Raw genomic sequence first — 18673 nt, forward strand, 5'->3', positions numbered from 1 at the left:
AGCTGAGCCGGTACGGAAGGCTGGCGGACTGGACATACGTGGACCGCCGGACCGTTCACGCCCCGAGGAGTTGTATGCGTATCGCGATCGTCGGTGGCGGACCAGGCGGTCTGTACTTCGCCGCGCTGGCCAAGCGGCTGGACCCGAGCCGCGAGATCACCGTGTGGGAACGTAACGCCGCCGACGACACCTTCGGCTTCGGTGTCGTCCTGTCCGACGAGACACTCGGCGGCATCGAGCACGCCGACCCGGTGGTCTACGAGGCCATGCAACGCCAGTTCGCGCGGTGGGACGACATCGACGTCCACTATCGCGGGCAGGTCGTCACCAGCGGCGGACACGGCTTCGCCGCCATGAGCCGGAAGAAGCTGCTGGCCGTCCTTCAGCAGCGGTGCGAGGAGCTGGGCGTCACCGTACATTTCCGTACCGCAGCCCCCGATATCGATGAGCTCAGCGCCGGCCACGACCTGGTGGTCGCCGCCGACGGCGTCAACTCCGGTGTCCGGGCCCGTTACGCCGACGTCTTCCAGCCCGACGTGGAGCAGCGACACTGCCGGTACATGTGGCTCGGCACCGACCTGGTCTTCGACTCGTTCAAGTTCTACATCGAGCAGACCCCCTTCGGGGTCATGCAGATCCACGGCTATCCGTACGACGAGCACGGCAGCACGTTCATCGTCGAAATGCACGACGACGTGTGGAAGGCGGCCGGCTTCGACGCCACCCATGACGACAACGCGCCGCCCGGCACCAGCGACGACGGCGCCATCGCCCGGATCCGCGAACTCTTTCCGCACGTCCTGGGCGGACACGAGGTCTTCGCGAACAACTCCCGGTGGCTGACCTTCTCCACGGTCCGCAACGCCACCTGGAGGAACCGCAACATCGTGCTGCTCGGCGACGCCGCGCACACCGCGCACTTCTCCATTGGCTCGGGCACCAAGCTGGCCATGGAAGACGCGCTGGCGCTCGCCGCCTGCCTGCACGAACAGCCCGACGCCACGACTGCTCTCGACGCCTACGAGGACGAGCGCCGCCCGGTCGTCCTGTCCACTCAGCGGGCCGCCCAGGCCAGCCTGGAGTGGTTCGAGAACCTCGGCCACTACACCCACCAGGACCCGATCCAGTTCGCCTTCAACATCCTCACCAGGTCCCGGCGGGTCACCTACGACAACCTGCGGCTTCGCGATCCGGAATACGTTGACGCCGCCGACGAATGGTTCGCCCGGCACGAAGTGCGGCGGGGGGTCACCCCGGCTCCGGCCATCGCCCGCCCGCCCATGTTCCAGCCGTTCCGGTTGCGTGAACTGGAATTGAAGAACCGCGTCATCGTCTCGGCCATGGACATGTACTCCGCCGACGACGGCATGCCCAACGACTTCCACCTGGTGCACCTGGGCAGTAAGGCGCTGGGCGGCGCCGGTCTGGTGATGACCGAGATGGTGTGTGTATCCGAGGCCGGGCGCATCACGCCGGGCTGTACCGGCCTCTACACCGACACCCAGGAGACCGCCTGGGCTCGTGTCACGGACTTCGTCCATCAACGCTCCACTGCCGCGATCGGGCTGCAGCTGGGCCACTCCGGCCGTAAAGGGTCCACGAAGCTGATGTGGGAGGGAATCGACGAGCCGCTACCGGGAGGGAACTGGCCACTCGTCGGGCCGTCGCCGCTGCCCTACTCCCCTGACAGCCAGACGCCGCGGGAGCTCACCCGCGCCGAGATGGCCGAGATCCGGGACCAGTTCGCCGCTGCCGCCCGGCGCGCCGACCGCGCCGGATTCGACCTGCTGGAACTGCACTGCGCACACGGGTACCTGCTGTCGTCGTTCCTGTCGCCGCTCACCAACCATCGAGGCGACGAGTACGGCGGCTCGCTTGACGCGCGGCTGCGCTACCCGCTGGAGGTCTTCGACGCCGTCCGCGACGTCTGGCCGGGGCACAAGCCGATGACGGTGCGGATCTCGGCCACCGACTGGCATCCGGGCGGCACCGAGGCCGGCGACGCCGTCGCGTTCGCCGAGGCATTCGCCGCCCACGGCGCCGACGCCATCGACGTCTCCACTGGCCAGGTGGTCAAGGAGGAACGCCCAGCTTATGGGCGCAGCTACCAGACGCCGTACGCCGACCGGATCCGCAACCAGGTGGACACCGCTGTCATCGCCGTCGGCGCGATCTCGTCACCGGAAGACGTCAACGCGCTGATCCTGGCCGGGCGGGCCGATCTGTGCGCGCTTGGTCGCACGCATCTGTACGATCCGCACTGGACATTGCATGCCGCCGCAGACCAGGATTACACCGGTCCGGGCGCGGACTGGCCGGTGCAATTCCAGGCCGGCCGGCGCAAGCCGCAAGCCGGCCGCAGCGACGGTCCGAAGCCGCGCCTGGAGCTGATCCGGGAACCGGATGGCGGCATCCGGCACGCCCGCTGGCGACCGACTGCGAAGGAAACGTCATGACCGTCCTGTCCGACTTGCTCGACGCCGTCTCCTCCGACCGCATCCAGGTTCTCGACCTCACCGCACCGCTCACGTCCGACACACCGGTCCTTGTCCTCCCGGAACCGTTCGGGCAGACCGACCGGTTCCAGCTCGAAGAGATCAGCCGGTACGACGAGCGCGGCCCCGCCTGGTACTGGAACCAGATCAGAACCGGCGAGCACACCGGCACCCATTTCGATGCCCCGAATCACTGGATCACCGGCCGCGACCGCGAGGACATCTCCCAGGTGCCGGTTGGCCGGCTGGTGGCGCCCGCCGCGGTCATCGACGTCGCCGAGCAGGCCGCCGCGGACCCGGATTTCCTCCTCGAGGTCGACCACATCAGGGCCTGGGAGGGCGAGCACGGAGCGCTGCCGGAAGGGTGCTGGCTACTGCTACGCACCGGCTGGGACGCCCGTAGCCACAGCCAGGACGAGTTCCTCAACGCCGACGAGACCGGCCCGCACACGCCGGGCGTGAGTGTGGAGTGTGCCCGGTGGCTGGCCGACGAGTCGCCGATCGTGGGGCTCGGTGTCGAGACGGTAGGCACCGACGCGGGCGGCGCGCATTCCTTCGAACCCGCCTTCCCCTGCCATGCCCTGCTGCTCGGGGCCGGCAAGTACGGGCTGACCCAGTTGCAGAACCTCGCCAAGCTGCCGCCTACCGGAGCCGTCATTGTCGTGGCACCGTTGCCGATCGTCGGCGGCTCGGGCAGTCCGACCCGGGTGCTCGCGCTGGTCGAGCGCTAACCGACCCATGATCATTGGCACTTGACCACCGAATCCGGGGGTTGATCGTCAATGATCATCAGATGAGTCCGGAGGGGTCATGAACGTCGCCGAGGCGGTCGGCCAGGTACTGGCCGACCTGGGGGTCACGCACGCCTTCGGTGTGGTCGGCAGTGGCAACTTCCATGTCACCAACGCGTTGGCCAACGCAGGGACTCGCTATGTCGCCGCCCGCCACGAGAGTGGTGCGGCCACGATGGCCGACGCGTACGCCCGGATGAGCGGTGAGGTCGCGGCGCTCACCCTGCACCAAGGCTGCGGGCTCACCAATGCGATGACGGGCATCGCCGAGGCCGCCAAAAGCCGCACACCACTGCTCGTGCTGGCCGCCGAGACCACCACACCGACGTCGAACTTCTTCGTCGACCAGCCAGGGCTTGCGCGGTCGGTGGGCGCCGAGACCGTCCGGATCACCTCAGGCGCCACGGCGGTCGACGACGCCGTCCGGGCCTTCACCATGGCGCGCGACCAGCGGCGGACCGTCGTCGTCAACCTGCCTCTGGACGTCCAGGCGACGTCGCTGCCAGACGTACCGGTCGTCCCCACCCCGGTTGCCGCACGTTCTCAACCACCCCCGGCAGCCGAGGACGTCACCGCCCTGGCCGGCCTGCTTGCCGCCGCGCAGCGCCCGGTGCTCATCGCAGGCCGTGGCGCCCGGCACGCCCGCGCCGAGCTGATCGCGCTGGCCGACGCCTGCGGAGCACTGCTCGCGACGTCGGCGGTGGCGAAGGGGCTGTTCCGGGACGTGCCGTGGTCTCTCGACGTGTCCGGGGGCTTCGCCTCGCCGCTGGCGGCGGAGCTGATCAGCGGCGCGGACGTGATCGTCGGCTTCGGCTGCGCGCTGAACATGTGGACCATGCGGCACGGGCGGCTGATCGGCCCCGATGCTCGCGTCGTTCAGGTGGACCTGGAGCCGGACGCCCTCGGGCGCAACCGCCCCGTGGATGTCGGTGTGGTGGGCGACAGCGCCGCTGTGGCTGCCGCCGTTGTGCGGGCGCTGGGTGACAACCGCTCCGCGGCCGCCACCCAATACCGCGGTGACGCCCTCCGCCGCCGTATCGCCGAGGAACTGCGCTGGCGAGACGTGCCGTTTGAGGACTGGGGCACGGGCGACGGCGCGTCGGCCCGTATCGATCCACGCACCCTGACCATCGGCCTGGATGATCTGCTCCCGGCCGAGCGGGTGGTGGCCGTCGACTCGGGCAACTTCATGGGTTATCCGAGCATGTTCCTGTCCGTGCCGGACGAGCTCGGGTTCTGTTTCACGCAGGCGTTCCAGTCGATCGGGCTGGGCCTGGCCACCGCGATCGGCGCGGGGCTGGCCCAGCCGGACCGGTTGCCTGTCGCCGCGCTGGGCGACGGTGGCGCACTGATGGCGGCGGCCGAGCTGGACACGGTTCGCCGGCTCGGCTTGCCGATGGTCGTCGTCGTGTACAACGACAGCGCATACGGCGCCGAGGTGCACCACTTCACCGAAGGAGAACCGCTCGACACCGTCATCTTCCCGGAGACCGACATCGCCGCTGTCGGGGCAGGATACGGCTTCGAACCGGTGACGGTGCGCGCTCCGGCCGATCTGGAAGACGTACGACGATGGGTCGACGGCCCACGGGACCGGCCGCTGCTGATCGACGCCAAGATCGCCGCCCCGCGCGGCGCGTGGTGGCTGGAAGAGGCCTTCCGCGGCCACTAACCCCCGATGATCATGAACACTAGATGACCATATTGGTCACTTAGTGTTCATGATCATCGGGAATCGGGGACTGGGACCTGACGGCGTTGGCCAGCAGCCGAGCGCTGTAAGGGCTGAGGCTGCGGTAGGTGGGGTTGACCGCGAACAGGGTGACGGTTCCCCGTCCGTGCCGGCCACGCACAATAGCAGCGCGTCGACGGCTCGAGCCGTCGGGCAGCGTGCCGCCGAAGTGGCTCACTCCCGGGACGGGAAGCAACTGACTGTAGGTCGCCAGAACCTCGACGTCAGTGCCCGCGTCCAGCACGATCGCGCCGAACTCCTGCAACCAGGCTTCGCAGTCCGTCATGGCGTAGATCAGCCCGTCGCGCCACCGGCCCGCCTCATCCCAGGAACCCGGCAGACCGGCGAAGAGCCGGTCGCCCGGCACGGTTGTCGCCAGTTCGACGAGGCCGGTTCCCAGGTTTTCCGCGGATATGCCGCAGTCGATCAGTCCGAGGTGTCGCGCCGTCGCCAGCGCGGCACCCCCGCCGTCGATACCCACGTAGTGTCCGCCGCGATCAACAAAGGCCCGGATTGCTGCCACACCAGCCACTCCCAGACCGCGCGGTTCCTCTTCCGGCTGCCACGGCGGGCCGTACCACAGCGGGCCTGGTTGGCTGCCGTTGAGGATGGCGGTGGCGTCCCCTTTGGGTATGACCAGGACGTCGACACCGTCAAGGCACCCTTCCGCCACGTCGCCGGCCTCGATGAGGACAAAAGGTATGCCTTCGTGTTCAAGCAGCCTGCGCACCGACCCAAGATGCCCCTCCGCTGCGAAGTCCTTCACACCTTGCCCGGCATACAACGCGACCCGCGGTGAACGGCCAGCGCCGTCGGACGGTGAGTCAGGCTTGTCCGTATCCGGTTCGTTGAGCCACGGCGCGTCCAGCCCGGACCAGGGCGGAAGCGCCCGCCGGTCCGGTGCCGGACCTGCCGCGGACTCGACCACACGCAGGCCGAGCGTGGCCACCAGGCTCTGGTGACGTCCCCGCACGAGCGAGAGCAGGATCTCCGCGGTGGTGCCCCGCGCCTGAGCCTTCGGAATGACGAAGGATCCATCATCCTCCTGCAGGATTTCGACGTCATGTAGCCCTAGTGTCCACACGGCGCGGTCGACGACGTGACGGTCCTGGCCACTCGGGATGACGAAGTACCCGGCTGGCCCATTCGCTCCGGACATACCCACCTCGCGCACGAGCGAGGTGAGGGCGGCGACGTCGCCGGCCGCCGTCTCCGCCACTGCCAGCCCCGCTGCCACCTTCTGCCCGACGCGCTCCTCCCAGGTCTGGGTGCCGGGACGCCGGGCGCTCTCGGTGATGAACGTCGTCACACCACGCAGCGCCATGGCCCGGGTGAACCTCGTCTCCGGGTGTTTGGCGACCTCTTCCAGGCCGGTGTCAGCGGGGCCGGGCCAGCCGTGCCGGCCGTCCGGATCGTGCAACAGTCGATATCCCCGCGTCCGCCACGCCTCCGCGATGGCCGCGCCATACTTCACTTCCTGTTGCCAAAGCCGGGGGTCGTTGTCGCCCGGCGAGCTGGCCACCCAGGATCCGATAGCGTCACTAGGCGACATCGGAGGGCAAAGGCAGTTCTCCGCGAAGGTACGGCCCAGATTGATCGAGTCCTCGTGTAATTCCCAGACCAGCATCGGGTGCCACCGTGACACGACGTCGGCCAGGGCAGCGCTCTCCGGCTCGATGACATGCAAGTACTCACGTGCCACCTGGATGTCGTAATGATTGCCGTACGCGGTCAGCCCGGTCGCCAACGGGTGGTGCCGCCACGTGGCCAGGGCGCGCTCGCGGCCGTCCGGGTTGAGCAGGGGGACCACCAGCACAACCAGTCTGCGCAGTAGCTGCTCGTTGCCCGGGGTCGGCTCGGCGAGCCGGGCCGCCACCTCGAGCAGCGCTTCGGTCTGGGCGGCTTCATTGCCGTAGTTGCTGGCCAGGAACAACACCGGCACTGGGCAGTCGGGGTCCCACCCGGCGTCGCTGCCCACGTCGGCTCTCGGCAGCGACCATCGACGAGCCTGCTCCTGGACGGCACGGGGATCGGCGACGACGTCCGGGCGGCCGATCACCAGCGCGTCGATGCTACGGCCTTCCCGGCTACGCCCGAGTTCCTCCACCCGTACGTGTGGGCGCTCGGCGAGACGCTCCATCGCGTCCACGACTTCTTTGTGGCCGAGCAGCTGATCCGCCGGCGGCTGGATACGGGACAGGGGCACGCTCATGAACAGGGCTTTCCTTCCAGTGATGGTGATCTACGACGGCCGGGGCGTGAAGGGGGACAGACCACTCGTCATGGCGCGTCGATGCCGGTCAAGAACGTCCGCACGCTGGAGCAGAACGTCTCCGGGTCCTCGTAGAAGGGGGTGTGCGAGCCCCCGTCGATGATCACGCAGCGCGCATCAGGAATGGCCGTGGCCATGAACCGGGCGATGGCCGGTGACGCCATATCCTCAGAACCGGTGATGACCAAGACAGGTATGCCGATCTCCGGGAGCCGGTCCACCACACTCCATCCGCGGAGGCGGCCGTTCATCTCGAAGCTTCGTCCCCCGGGCCCCCACATGATTCGTGCGATCTCCGGATTACCACCCGCTCGAGCCCGCTCGATCGAGGCCGGCAGCGGACGGATCGTGCACGTGAACTCTTCGAGGAACTGCCGGTAGGCGTCGGCGTACTCCGGACTGTCGGTGGTGCCGGCCCGTTCGTGCCGGTCGAGAACGGCCCGCGTCTGCGCGGGCAGCGAGTCCCTGATCCGCCTACCTTCAGCCAGGTACATCTCTGCATCGGGAGCCGTGTCCGCCAAGACGATTCCGCGCAAACCGGTGGGCTGGCGTAACGCATATTCCTGTGTGACCCAACCCCCGTAACTGTGTCCGAGCACTGCCACGCTGGCCAGACCGTACGCCGCACGTATCGCGTCGATCTGGTCGCAGACGAGGTCGTTCCTCCACAACGACGGATCATCCGGGCGTGACGACCGGCCGCATCCCAGTTGATCGAAGAAGATGACCTGCCGGCCGTCGGCGGCGATACCTTCCAGCGGTTCCAGCCCTTCGTGCGAGACCGCGCCAGGCCCTCCATGCAGGCACAACAGCGGCGTCCGGTCCCGGTCCGCACCGACCCACCTGGTGTAGAGCTGCTGTCCCGGGCCGAATTCGACGTAGAGTTCGCCGCTGTTCGCGGCCGGTTCATCCGGGTGCATGGACTGTCTCCTCTTCTCCGCCGTGGCGGCCGGGCACCGCGGCGAGCAGTTCCTGGGTGTACGGATGCTGTGGGTTGTCGATGACCTCGATGGCCGGACCGGTTTCGACGACGCGGCCGCGGCGCATCACGGCGACGCGGTCACAGAAGTACCGGGCGACGGCGAGGTCGTGCAGCACGACTACGTAGGTCAGCGAAAGCCTTGCCTGCATCTCTCGCAGCATGTTGATGATCTGCGCCTGGACCGAGACGTCCAGGGCGGACACCGGCTCATCGAGAACCACCAGTTCGGGGTTGAGGATGAGTGCCCGGGCCAGGGCGATCCGCTGGCGTTGACCACCGGAGAAAGTGTGCGCACGCCGTCCGCCGAACACCGGGTCGATCCCGACCAGCCGCAGCATCTCTTCCGCCGCGTGCCGGCGCTGCTGGCGGCTCATTCTCCGGTGCGCAGTCAGGGGCTCGGCGACGATGTCTCGCACCGACATCCGGGAGTCCAATGACGAGTACGGGTCCTGGAAGAGCACCTGCATGCGGGCTCGAAGCGTTCGAAGCTCGGGACCGGAGAGGGCCAGGACATCGTCGCCGCCGAACGTCACCGCGCCGGACGTGGGTTCGACCAACCGCAGCAGGCAGCGGATCGCAGTGGTCTTCCCGCTGCCGGACTCACCGATCAAGCCGAACGTCTCACCTCGCTCGACCTGGAAGCTCACCTGATCCACGGCGACGACCGGTTCGGCCCTCCTGGCGCGCCTGGCTTCGAAGACCTTGGTCAGGCCGCGTACGTCGAGCAGTGGCGCCACAACGTCCGGAGCCGCGTCCGGCAGGCGATCAGCCGTCATCCGGACACCTCCGCGTGCTGGTTGCGACTGATGGAGTGCTGCTCGGAGGCGAAGTGGCACCGGCTGATCCACGTCCGGTCCCCACTCACCTCGACGACGGGCGGGGACACCGTGTGACACTCGCTCCGGCCAGCGCTCAGCGGACAGCGTGGAGCCAACGCGCACCCGGCCGCCTCAATGCTCAAGTCAGGGGGCAGCCCGTCCAGCGTCGGCAGCGGGGCGGCGCGATCCGCCTCAAGCGACGGCACTGATGCCAGCAATGCCGCCGTGTACGGATGTGCCGGCGCGTTCAGTACGTCGGCGCATCTTCCTCGTTCGACGACCTGCCCCGCGTACATCACCTGGATCGTGTCGCAGAAGTCGGCCACGAGGTCGACGTTGTGAGTGATCAGGATGACGGCGGTGTGCCGCTCGGCGACTACCCGGTCGATCAGCCGCATGATCTGACCTTGGGTGGTAACGTCCAGCGCTGTTGTCGGCTCGTCCGCGATCAAGACGTCCGGCGAGTTCGCCAATGCCACGGCTATCATGACGCGCTGGCGCATTCCGCCGGACAACTGATGTGGGTACGCCCGGTAAGCCTGCTCCGGTCGTGGGAGGTCCACGTCTGTGAGCAGGTCGATCGCGCGTCTTCTGGCATCGGCACGGGTCACGTCGCTGTGCATCGTGATCACCTCGGCTATCTGCGGCCCGATCCGCCGGACCGGATTCAGGGCCGTCAGCGGGTCCTGGAAAACCACACTGATCTCCTGACCGCGCACCCGATTCAGCTGGCGCTCTGTCAACGTCCGCAGATCGCGCCCGTTGAGCCAGACGTGACCATCGACGACGTTCCCGGGCGGCTCGATGAGACCGAGGATGGACAGCGCCAGGGCCGACTTGCCCGATCCTGACTCACCGACCACTCCCAGACGTTCACCGCGCTGAAGCGTGAAGCCGACGCCGCGCACGGCGTGGACACGGCCACGTTCGGTGGCGAACTCGGTGTTCAGGCCGCGAACGCTCAGTACCGGAGCGATCCTCGCTGGCGGGTGGTCGGTCGCCGGGACTCCGGTCGCCGGGCCGGTCATGGCCTCATCTCCCTGTGTCACGTCGCCCGCACCCGGATGCGCGGATCGATGACGCCGTAGAGCAGGTCGGTCAGCACCGTGACCGTCACGGTGATGCAGGCGCTGACCATGATGAATGCCTGCACTACCGCGAAGTCCTGCTGCAGTATCGCGTCGGTCACCAAACGTCCGATGCCGGGCCAGTTGAATACGGTCTCGACCAGGACAGTGCTGGTCAGAAGTTCAGCGGTGATCAACCCTCCGGCGGTCACCGCTGGCAGCAGAGCATTCGGCATGACGTCGCGGACCACCACGCCCCATCGCCCACGGCCTTTGCTCCGCGCGACCAGGGCGAACGGCTCCCGGACGAACTCGAGCACGCCCGACCGCATCATCCGCACCAGCCACGCGTAGATGACCAGCGCCAGTGTGCACCCAGGCAGGATGAGGTGCTGAAGGCTGTCCCACCAGGTCGACCATTGGCCGGCGACCAGCGAATCCAGCAGATAGAACCCGGTGACCCGCGGTGGCGGCGCGGTGCCCGGAGACAATCTCCCTTCCGGTCCGGGCAGCACCTGAAGCCGCTCGAAGAAGACGATCAGAACCAGTAGTCCCAGCCAGAACGGTGCGGTTCCCAGACCGATGTACGACGACGCCCGGACCGCTCCGTCCAGGACACCTCCACGGGACCACCCGGTCACCGCCGCGCCGATCACGGCGGCGGTGAATGCGAGCGCTACCGCGAAGAACGCGATCTCGAGGGTGGCCGGGAGCGCGGCGACGAACTGGTCGAGCACCGGTTGTCCCCGGGAGTGTGAGAAGCCCCAGTCACCCCGCACGAAATCGCCGATGTACGTCAGGTACTGCTGCCAGAACGGATCATCCAGACCGAGCTGGGCTCGCTGGATCTCGATGGCCGCCTCGCTGGCGTACTCCCCCGCGATGAGCCGTGCCGGATCGCCCGGCAGCATCCGCATGAAGAAGAACGCGACGATCGAAGCTCCGATGACGGTGAGCAACCCGCTGAACACACGTACCAGGAGGAACCGGCCCATCATCGGCTCCGGACCGTGGCGAAGGAACCACGTGGGTCCAGCACGTCACGCAGCCGATCGGACAACACATTGGTACAGGTCACCACGAGGAGCATGCCCAGCCCTGGGAACAGCGCCACCCACCATGCTCCGGTCAGCGCAGGTTCCAGGCCTTCGGTGATGATCGCTCCCCACTCGGGGGTGGGCACCTGCGCTCCGAGCCCGAGGAAGCCCAGCGCCGCCACCGCGAGGATCACCGCGCCATAGGCGGAGGTCGCCTGGATCATCAGCAACGAGATCATGTGCGGCACCACGTGCCTGCGCACGAGCTGCAGACGGCGCAGCCCCAATGCCCTGGCCGCCTCGATCATGGGCAGCGCCACGATACGCAACGTCTCACCACGGGCCATCCGCGCCACCCATGGGACGACGCCCAGCGTCACCCCCACCGTCGCCGATTGCAGGCCCCGGCCGAAGCCGATGGTCACCGCCATCGCGAGCATCAGCGCGGGAAACGCCATCAGCGCGTCCATGGCCCGCATGAGGATGTTGTCGATTAGACCCCGGGACAACCCGGCCACCACCCCGATGACCGCCCCCGCGAGCGCTCCGGCGACCACTGCCACCAATCCGATGAGCAGCGATATCCGCGCCCCCGCGGCGAACCGTGCCAGCATGTCGCGGCCGACGCCGTCGGTCCCCATCGGATGTGCCAGGGACGGAGGCTGCATCGTGGCGGTGAAGTCGGTGGCGATTGCGCTGTGCGGCCACAGCGGCGGCACAGCCAATGCCACCGCTATGACCAAGCACAGCCCGGCGATCGCCAGAGTGGCTCCACTGCGCCAGCCACCTGTACCCCGTGCCAGCTTCATCGCCGTCACTCACTGCCAGCTGTGGAAGTTCGGGTGGATCGCGTGATGCAGCGAGGTCACCGACTCATCCATGACAACCATCGCCGGGATCGACCAGAACTTGAGCTTCGGTGAGACAGCGGTCCACTCTTCGGTCACCCGGTCCCAGTACGCTTGCCGCTGCGCTTCGTCGTGGGTCTGCCGCGCGATCTCCCAGTTCTCGTCGGCCTCGGGGACACAGATCCCCGTGATGTTGCTCGGCGACGCGCACGACATGTCATAGGCGAGGAAGTACCCGGGGTCGACCATCGCGGGCCCGCCGGCGATCACTATCGCATCGTAGGCGCCGCTGTTGAGTATCTCGGCTCGCTCGGACGGGGCGATCTCCCGGACCGTGACCGCCACGTCGATGTCCGCGAGTACGCTCTGCACCGCGGTCGCGAATTCGGCGAGTTCCTCCTGGCCAGCTGGAATAGACAGCTCGAACTCGAGCGGCAACTCGACGCCGGATTCGGCGAGCAGTTCCCGGGCTCGTTCCGGGTCGTATTCGCGCTGCTGGCTGAGCTCGGCGCTGAACCCCGGCAGGTCCGGAGCCAGCGGCCCGTAGAAGACCTCCCCGTACCCGTGCCCGACCGAGGCCAGCATGTCCTCGTACGGGAAGGCGTGGGTCAGCGCTTCGCGCACCCGCACGTCGGCGAATGGCTCGAAGTCCCAGTTCAACGCGATGTCGAGAGCCAGTGCGGACGAGAACGGCATGACTGTGCAGCACGGATCGTCCTCCAGGCTTCGTGCCGCCGCCTTCGAGATCCCGACGCTCACGTGCGCCGTGCCGTTGCGCGCCTGCAACAGCATCGTCGACGTGTCGGTGATGAAGTTGACGTGAATCCGTTCCGACGCCGGAGGCTCACCGTGGTAGTCCGGGTTGGCAACGAGGACCGCGCTCTTGCCGGGCTCGTAATCGTCGAGCAGGAAGGGCCCCGTCGCCCCTGCGGAGTTGTTGGCGAAGTACTCGTTCGCGGTTCCGGGCTCCACGCCCCCGTTGGCCTCGATCAAACCAGGATCGACGATGGCGGCAGCCGGCTGAGCGAGTGCCTGCAGGAAGTTGAGATTCGGCTGGCGCAGCGTGATCCGCAGCGTGGTGGCGTCCACTGCTTCGGTGTTCTCGATCAGCGGCGGGTCGACGAACTGGTCGTTCAGATACGAGTTCCCGCACAGGCCCATCTCCATCGCCCGGTCTAGCGAGTACTTCACGACGCTCGCGTCGATCGGATCACCCGACGGGAGCGTCACGTCGTCCGGCAGCAGGAACGTATAGACCAGACCGTCCTCGCTGATCTCCCACGATTCCGCCAGCGACGGCTCGTATGTCGTGGGATCGAAGACAGTTGTCCCCGGCGCCGGTCCCGGCTCCACGCCGTAGTCGACCAGCCTGGCGTATAGGTTGTCGGCCAGGTGCATGTCGTTGACGCCGCAGGCCGCGGCCGGGTCGATCGTGGTAGGCGCGCCGAGAATGTTGACAACCAGAGTGCCGTCCCGGCCACCGTTGGCCTCCGCGGCCGTCGACTCTCCGGCCGGCTCGACTTCGGTGTTACTCCCGCAACCCGCGACGACTAACGCAAGACCGACGCCTACGGCAGCGCATCGCCATCGAACACTGATATTGCTCATGGTCGTTCGCTCCTTGGATGTGAGTAATGTGCCGTACGGATACCGGTGCGCAGCAGTGCGTGGCTGAGCAGCCGAGCCGTTCGCAACGCCATCGTTGTACGTGTGGGATCGAAACCGAACAGGACGACCGTCCCGTCCCCGACGTCGCCTTCGACGATCGGGGCACCGCCGGAGGTGCGCTCACCCGGCACCGGCACGTACGACGCCAGCCGGCGCACGGAGGGACCGTGACTGAACGCGGTTCCGCCGGACGCCGCGACGACCGGCCCGATGCCGGCGAACAACAGGTCGCCGACGTCCTCGGGCGCCGGTCCGATCCGGTGCTGGGCATCACCGACCTCGGCAATGCCGACGTCCAGCAAGTGTGCATGGTCCCGGGTCGCGAGCCAGCCGCCGCCCGCACCGATGCCGATGAACGCTCCCCCGCCTTCGACGAACCTGCGAATGGCCGAGATTCCTTCGCCGGCCAGGCCCTCCGGCTCACCTGGGGTCTCCCACGGGAATCGGCGCAGGATGTCCGCGTCGTTCCAGCCGCGTAGTATCTCCCGCGCATCCCCGGCCGGCACCAGCAGCACGTCCAGGGCGGCCAAGGCACCGGCCGCGATGTCACGAGGTTCGACTAGCACGCTGTCGAACTCGTTGACCCGCATGAACCATCGGGCCGGTCCGAGCCCTCCGGCCCACGGCATATCCTTGACCCCCTGCCCGGAGAAGACTCCGATCCGTGGGGTGCGGACGAGCTCGAAGCCTCCGTCGGGTCCGGCCCCGTCAAGGTACATCGGAGACAGCCCTCGCATGACACTCGCGAGCCGGCCCTCGCCGCCTGGGGCACGCACTCTGAACGACCCATCCGGCAGCCAGGACACTCCGGTGCCAGGTAGCCGGAGGAGGCGGTTGACGGCAACCACCGCGTGTAGCCCACCGAAGCGCACCTCCCCCGGCCGGTTCTCAACCGTGCCCGGTGGTTGGTCAGGCCGTCCACCGGGCGCGGACTGGCTAGCGCCGGCGGTCGTCCTGCGTTCAGCCGCACGGGGCACGACGACCTTGAGGCCGAGCGCCGAGACGAGCGACGCGTCGCCCCCGTGTGCCTCGGAAAGCAACAGGTCGGCGAGGGCACTGAATGGTTGGCGACGCGGAACGAAGATGTCTCCCTGGCCTCCGGGCAGACACACCTGGATGTCGGTGCGGTTGAGCAGCGCCACCGCCCGGCTCAGTACCGCTGGATCTTGGGCCGCCGGCAGCACGTAGCAACTCTCCGGCTCGTGCTCCATCGCGCGCCGCAAGAAAGCGCGCCGAGCCTGGAGGATGTCCGCCCGCATACCGCTGGCCTGCTCAAGAATGGTGCGGCCGGCGATGTGTTTTTGCTCGTTTCGATCGATCCACGGTTGGCTCCCAGGCGTGCGGCAGTTGGCCGTGACCAACGAGACCACCCCGAGCAATGACAGCACGCGAGACAACCGGAGGCGTGGACTCCGGTGGAGTTCGACGCCGTCGCCGCGACCAGGCCATCCGTGGCGGCCATCGTGGTTGGGGAGGACGTCGTACCCTCTTGCTCGCCAAGCATCCGCGATCGCCGCCCCGATTCGCTGCTCGACCGACCAGATCGCCGCGGCGGAGTCGTCGTCGGATTCCGCCTCTGCCGGTCCCGCCGTCGTCACCTCCGGAAAGGCTCGCCCTAGGCCGGTGACGTCCTCATGCGGTTGCCACACCACCCCCGGCTGCCATCGCGAAATCAACGATCGCAGTGCCACCGTCTCCGGCTGGTCGGAGTGCAGGTACTCACCGCTCACCCCAACGCCATAATGATTGCCGCCGCCCGAAAGGCCACTGCTGAACGGGTGCGTCCTCCACTCTGCGCGGCTGCGCTCGTACCCGTCGGGGGAAGCAACGGGGATCACCAGGACAACGAGTGTCCTCAGCAGGTCGTCGATCCAAGGGTCGGTAGCGGCAGCCAGATACTCGGAGAGTTCCAGGAGCGCGGATACCTGAGACGCCTCGAAGCCGTGGTCGCTGGAGAGGAAGAGAACCGGGAGCGGACCGTCGTCGCAGCCGTCGGCGAGGGTGTCGCCCGGTGCGGGTACCGCCCTTGCCAGGTGGCCCCGTCGCACAGCCTCACCGTCGGCGATCACGTCGCGATGGCTGATGGTGATGAGCGGAATCGCGCGGCCCTCATGGGTCGTCCCGATCATGCTGACCTGAACCCGTTCGGACTGGCCGAGTTCGTCCAACCTGGACAATAGCGCCGAATGTGAGAGTAGTTCGTCACCCGGCGGCTGAGTCGATTCCCGGGGAACCCGTAGGCGGGCGGAAGGCACGTCCATGCCAGTTGCCAGCCGGCGTCCTGGCGACGCTGACTGCGGCGAACCGGCGTACTGCATGGGTGGCACCTTTCCGTACCCGGGCTGTGCGGCTGGTCCAGATATCGTCCAGTCGCGGGCGTCCGGCCTGCATCATGTGAATGCCCCATTCCCATCGGGGATGCGCTGGCGGACATGGGGAATTCACACCACTGGGCTGCCCGGCCGATCGTGCCGGACAACAGAAGATGCGATACTGCCGAATCGGCCACCATCTCCTGTCCGACAGGGAGGACGAGTCCCACGACCCGAGAACCCGCTCGGCCTTCGCCTTTGCCACGGCCGCTGACCCCGGTCTTCGGCCGTGCGTCCGAGCTCGCCCGCATTCGCTCGTCGATCCAGTCTGGTACCCGCCTGATGACGATCACGGGAACGGCCGGCGTCGGCAAGACAAGGCTGGCGATCGCGGCCGGGAACGACCTCGGGGAGCATTTCGCCGGGGCGGTGGGCTTCGTCGATCTCGCCGCGGTGCCGGACAGCGGCCTGGTGGTGCCGACCATGGCCGCCGCCCTCGGCCTGACCATACCGGTAGGCGCCGACGGCGCTCTCGACGCGTTCCTCGCGATGCCCCACGACCGCCAGCGAACACTCGTCGTTCTCGACAACTTCGAACACGTCGTTGACGCCGGCAGTGACCTGGCGCGGGTGCTGTCGTACTGTCCGTGGCTTCAGCTCCTGGTCACCAGCCGGGAACGGCTGCGGTTACGGGGGGAGCAGGAGATCGAGGTTCCGCCACTCCCGGTGCCTGATCCAGCGATGGTCTCCGACACCTGGACCGTGCGGGAGAATCCAGCGATCGCGCTGTTCGTGCACAGCACCCAGGCCATCGTTCCGGGTTTCGACGTCGAGGAGTCCAACGCGCAAACTCTCGCCGAACTGGTGCGACGGCTGGAGGGCGTTCCGCTGGCAGTCGAGCTTGCCGCTGGTCATATGAGCATGCTCTCGGCGGCCCAGATTCTGGACCGCCTACAGCAGCCATTGGACGTGTTGAGCAACGGCCCCCGCGATCTCCCGGAGCGCCAGCGGACATTGAGGTCAGCTCTGGACTGGAGCTACCACCTGCTCGATGAGGAGGAACGACGGGTCTTCCGTTGCTTGAGTGTCTTCCGCGGCGGTTGCGACATCGCGTCCGCCGCGGAGATCGTCGGCGCGCCGGATTCGTCGGCGATCCTCCCGGTCATCCGGTCCCTGATGGACAAAAGCCTGGTCATCCGGGTGGCCGGAAGCGCCACTACCCCGCGCCTGGGCATGCTGGAGTACATCCGCGAGTACGCCGCTGAACTACTGCGGCACGCCGGAGAACTCGACGCCTGCCGTGATGCACACGCCACGAGGTTCGCCGCCCTGGCCGCCGACGGAGGCCGGGCGCTGATCACCCGGGGTGGCCAGGGCGCCTGGCTCGACCGCCTGGAGCTCGACCACGACAACCTCAGGGCCGCCCTGGAGTGGACCAGCGCTGGCCCAGAACCCGTTCGCCGTTTGAACGCCCTCGCCATGAGCACATCACTGGCTGAGTTCTGGTTCATCAGAGGGTACTTCGAAGAGGGCGCCCGATGGCTGCGGGTGGCGGTCGAAGGAGCCGGCGCTGCGGAGCCGCCTCTGCTCGCCATGGCGCTCGCCGCGTCCGGCCGGATCGCTTTCGGGCAGGGCCGGTATGCCGAGGCCAGCTCCTACTATCAGGAGGCGATCGACCGGGCCAGGCAGGGCGATCTCCACGCTGAGCTGGCGGCCGCACTGACCGGCATGGCCGAGGTGCACGCATATCTCGGTACCTATGGCTCCGCACTCGAGCTGCTGCGTGACAGCGCGGCCATCCACCAAACCCTCGGCGATGCCGCCGGACACGCGCGGGTCACCAACAGCCTCGGCCTGGTCCACCTGCACCAAGGACGTAATCAGGATGCGCTGTCACTGTTCCAGCGCGGGCTCGTGCTCTTCGGGGAGCTCGACGACACGTGGGGCATGGCGTGGAGCCTCAGCAATGCCGCCGATGCGGAACGCTCTCTCGGACAGCTCGATTCCGCTGAACAGCATTACACCCAAGCTCTGGAAACCGCCGGGAGAATTGGGCTGAGTGCGGCGATGGCCGCGTCCCTGGAAGGTCTGTCCGCGATCGACGCGGCTCGAGGGCATCACGTCGACGCGATCCGGCGCTACGCCGCTGCCCGCGAGATCCGGGACTCAATCGGATCGTCCACCTCGCCGGACCGGCACGCGGTCCTCGAACGCGTGGTCGACCAGTCGCGCGCGATCCTCGGCCTTGAACGCTTCGATGCCGCCTGGGCGGAGGGCCGGGCCGCATCCGCCCGTCACACGTTCACCACCGCGTTCAGCCGGGAAACCAACCCGGACACGCACGGTAGCGCCGATCCCCCAATAGACGCCGCCGGCGCCGTTGGCGGCGCCGGCGCAGTGGCGATCAGCAACCGGGAGCGTGAAGTCGCCGCCCTGGTCGCACGTGGCATGACCAACCGCCGTCTCGCCCGCGCACTCGGCATATCCGAGAACACCGTAGGCAGGCACCTGGAGAACATCTACCGCAAGCTCAGCATCCGCTCGCGTACCGAACTCGCCGCTTGGGCCTTCAATGGCGGCCTTCCTGAGCTGACCAGTTCGGGCAACGAGCGACATGCCGACCTCTCGCTGTAATGATCATGGGTGGAACA

General features: G+C 67.7%; 12 protein-coding genes. 4 read left to right on the plus strand and 8 right to left on the minus strand.

Annotated features, from left to right (window positions below; all coding sequences use genetic code 11):
• Positions 1 to 74 precede the first annotated feature (74 nt).
• From F7O44_RS20080 to F7O44_RS20090, 3 genes are all read left to right on the plus strand, one after another.
• The gene (locus F7O44_RS20080) at positions 75 to 2456 is read left to right on the plus strand and encodes a bifunctional salicylyl-CoA 5-hydroxylase/oxidoreductase (protein ID WP_162452061.1); all 2382 of its coding nucleotides are present in this window, start codon (positions 75 to 77) and stop codon (positions 2454 to 2456) included.
• Positions 2453 to 3226 carry a cyclase family protein gene (locus F7O44_RS20085; RefSeq protein ID WP_162452062.1) on the plus strand — a complete coding sequence of 258 codons (774 nt, stop codon included), beginning with the start codon at positions 2453 to 2455 and terminating at the stop codon, positions 3224 to 3226. Before F7O44_RS20080 ends, F7O44_RS20085 begins: the two co-directional genes overlap by 4 nt.
• Positions 3227 to 3305: 79 nt before the next feature.
• On the plus strand, positions 3306 to 4958 hold the full coding sequence (locus tag F7O44_RS20090) for a thiamine pyrophosphate-binding protein (protein WP_162452063.1): 1653 nt from the start codon (positions 3306 to 3308) through the stop codon (positions 4956 to 4958).
• Between the two features lie 40 nt (positions 4959 to 4998).
• Here F7O44_RS20090 and F7O44_RS20095 read toward each other — a convergent pair whose 3' ends face one another.
• The 8 genes from F7O44_RS20095 to F7O44_RS20130 all read right to left on the minus strand — a co-directional run bounded on the left by F7O44_RS20095 (position 4999) and on the right by F7O44_RS20130 (position 16028).
• The gene (locus tag F7O44_RS20095; protein ID WP_162452064.1) at positions 4999 to 7230 is read right to left on the minus strand and encodes a M14 family zinc carboxypeptidase; all 2232 of its coding nucleotides are present in this window, start codon (positions 7228 to 7230) and stop codon (positions 4999 to 5001) included.
• Between the two features lie 68 nt (positions 7231 to 7298).
• The gene (locus tag F7O44_RS20100; RefSeq protein ID WP_162452065.1) at positions 7299 to 8210 is read right to left on the minus strand and encodes a proline iminopeptidase-family hydrolase; all 912 of its coding nucleotides are present in this window, start codon (positions 8208 to 8210) and stop codon (positions 7299 to 7301) included.
• The gene (locus F7O44_RS20105) at positions 8197 to 9048 is read right to left on the minus strand and encodes an ATP-binding cassette domain-containing protein (RefSeq protein WP_162452066.1); all 852 of its coding nucleotides are present in this window, start codon (positions 9046 to 9048) and stop codon (positions 8197 to 8199) included. Before F7O44_RS20105 ends, F7O44_RS20100 begins: the two co-directional genes overlap by 14 nt.
• Positions 9045 to 10118: an ABC transporter ATP-binding protein gene (locus tag F7O44_RS20110; protein ID WP_162452067.1), complete on the minus strand. Its 1074-nt coding sequence runs from the start codon at positions 10116 to 10118 to the stop codon at positions 9045 to 9047. Before F7O44_RS20110 ends, F7O44_RS20105 begins: the two co-directional genes overlap by 4 nt.
• A 17-nt stretch (positions 10119 to 10135) precedes the next feature.
• Positions 10136 to 11152 carry an ABC transporter permease gene (locus F7O44_RS20115; RefSeq protein ID WP_162452068.1) on the minus strand — a complete coding sequence of 339 codons (1017 nt, stop codon included), beginning with the start codon at positions 11150 to 11152 and terminating at the stop codon, positions 10136 to 10138.
• Entirely contained in the window at positions 11152 to 12003 is an 852-nt protein-coding gene (locus tag F7O44_RS20120; RefSeq protein WP_162452069.1) for an ABC transporter permease, read from the minus strand. Before F7O44_RS20120 ends, F7O44_RS20115 begins: the two co-directional genes overlap by 1 nt.
• A gap of 9 nt (positions 12004 to 12012) precedes the next feature.
• The gene (locus tag F7O44_RS20125; RefSeq protein WP_162452070.1) at positions 12013 to 13650 is read right to left on the minus strand and encodes an ABC transporter substrate-binding protein; all 1638 of its coding nucleotides are present in this window, start codon (positions 13648 to 13650) and stop codon (positions 12013 to 12015) included.
• Positions 13647 to 16028: a M14 family zinc carboxypeptidase gene (locus F7O44_RS20130; protein WP_162452071.1), complete on the minus strand. Its 2382-nt coding sequence runs from the start codon at positions 16026 to 16028 to the stop codon at positions 13647 to 13649. Before F7O44_RS20130 ends, F7O44_RS20125 begins: the two co-directional genes overlap by 4 nt.
• 336 nt (positions 16029 to 16364) lie before the next feature.
• Between F7O44_RS20130 and F7O44_RS20135 the strand changes: the two genes are divergently transcribed.
• Positions 16365 to 18656: a tetratricopeptide repeat protein gene (locus F7O44_RS20135; protein ID WP_162452072.1), complete on the plus strand. Its 2292-nt coding sequence runs from the start codon at positions 16365 to 16367 to the stop codon at positions 18654 to 18656.
• Positions 18657 to 18673 lie beyond the last annotated feature (17 nt).

This window comes from Phytoactinopolyspora mesophila (genome assembly GCF_010122465.1).
GTDB classification, from domain to species: domain Bacteria; phylum Actinomycetota; class Actinomycetes; order Jiangellales; family Jiangellaceae; genus Phytoactinopolyspora; species Phytoactinopolyspora mesophila.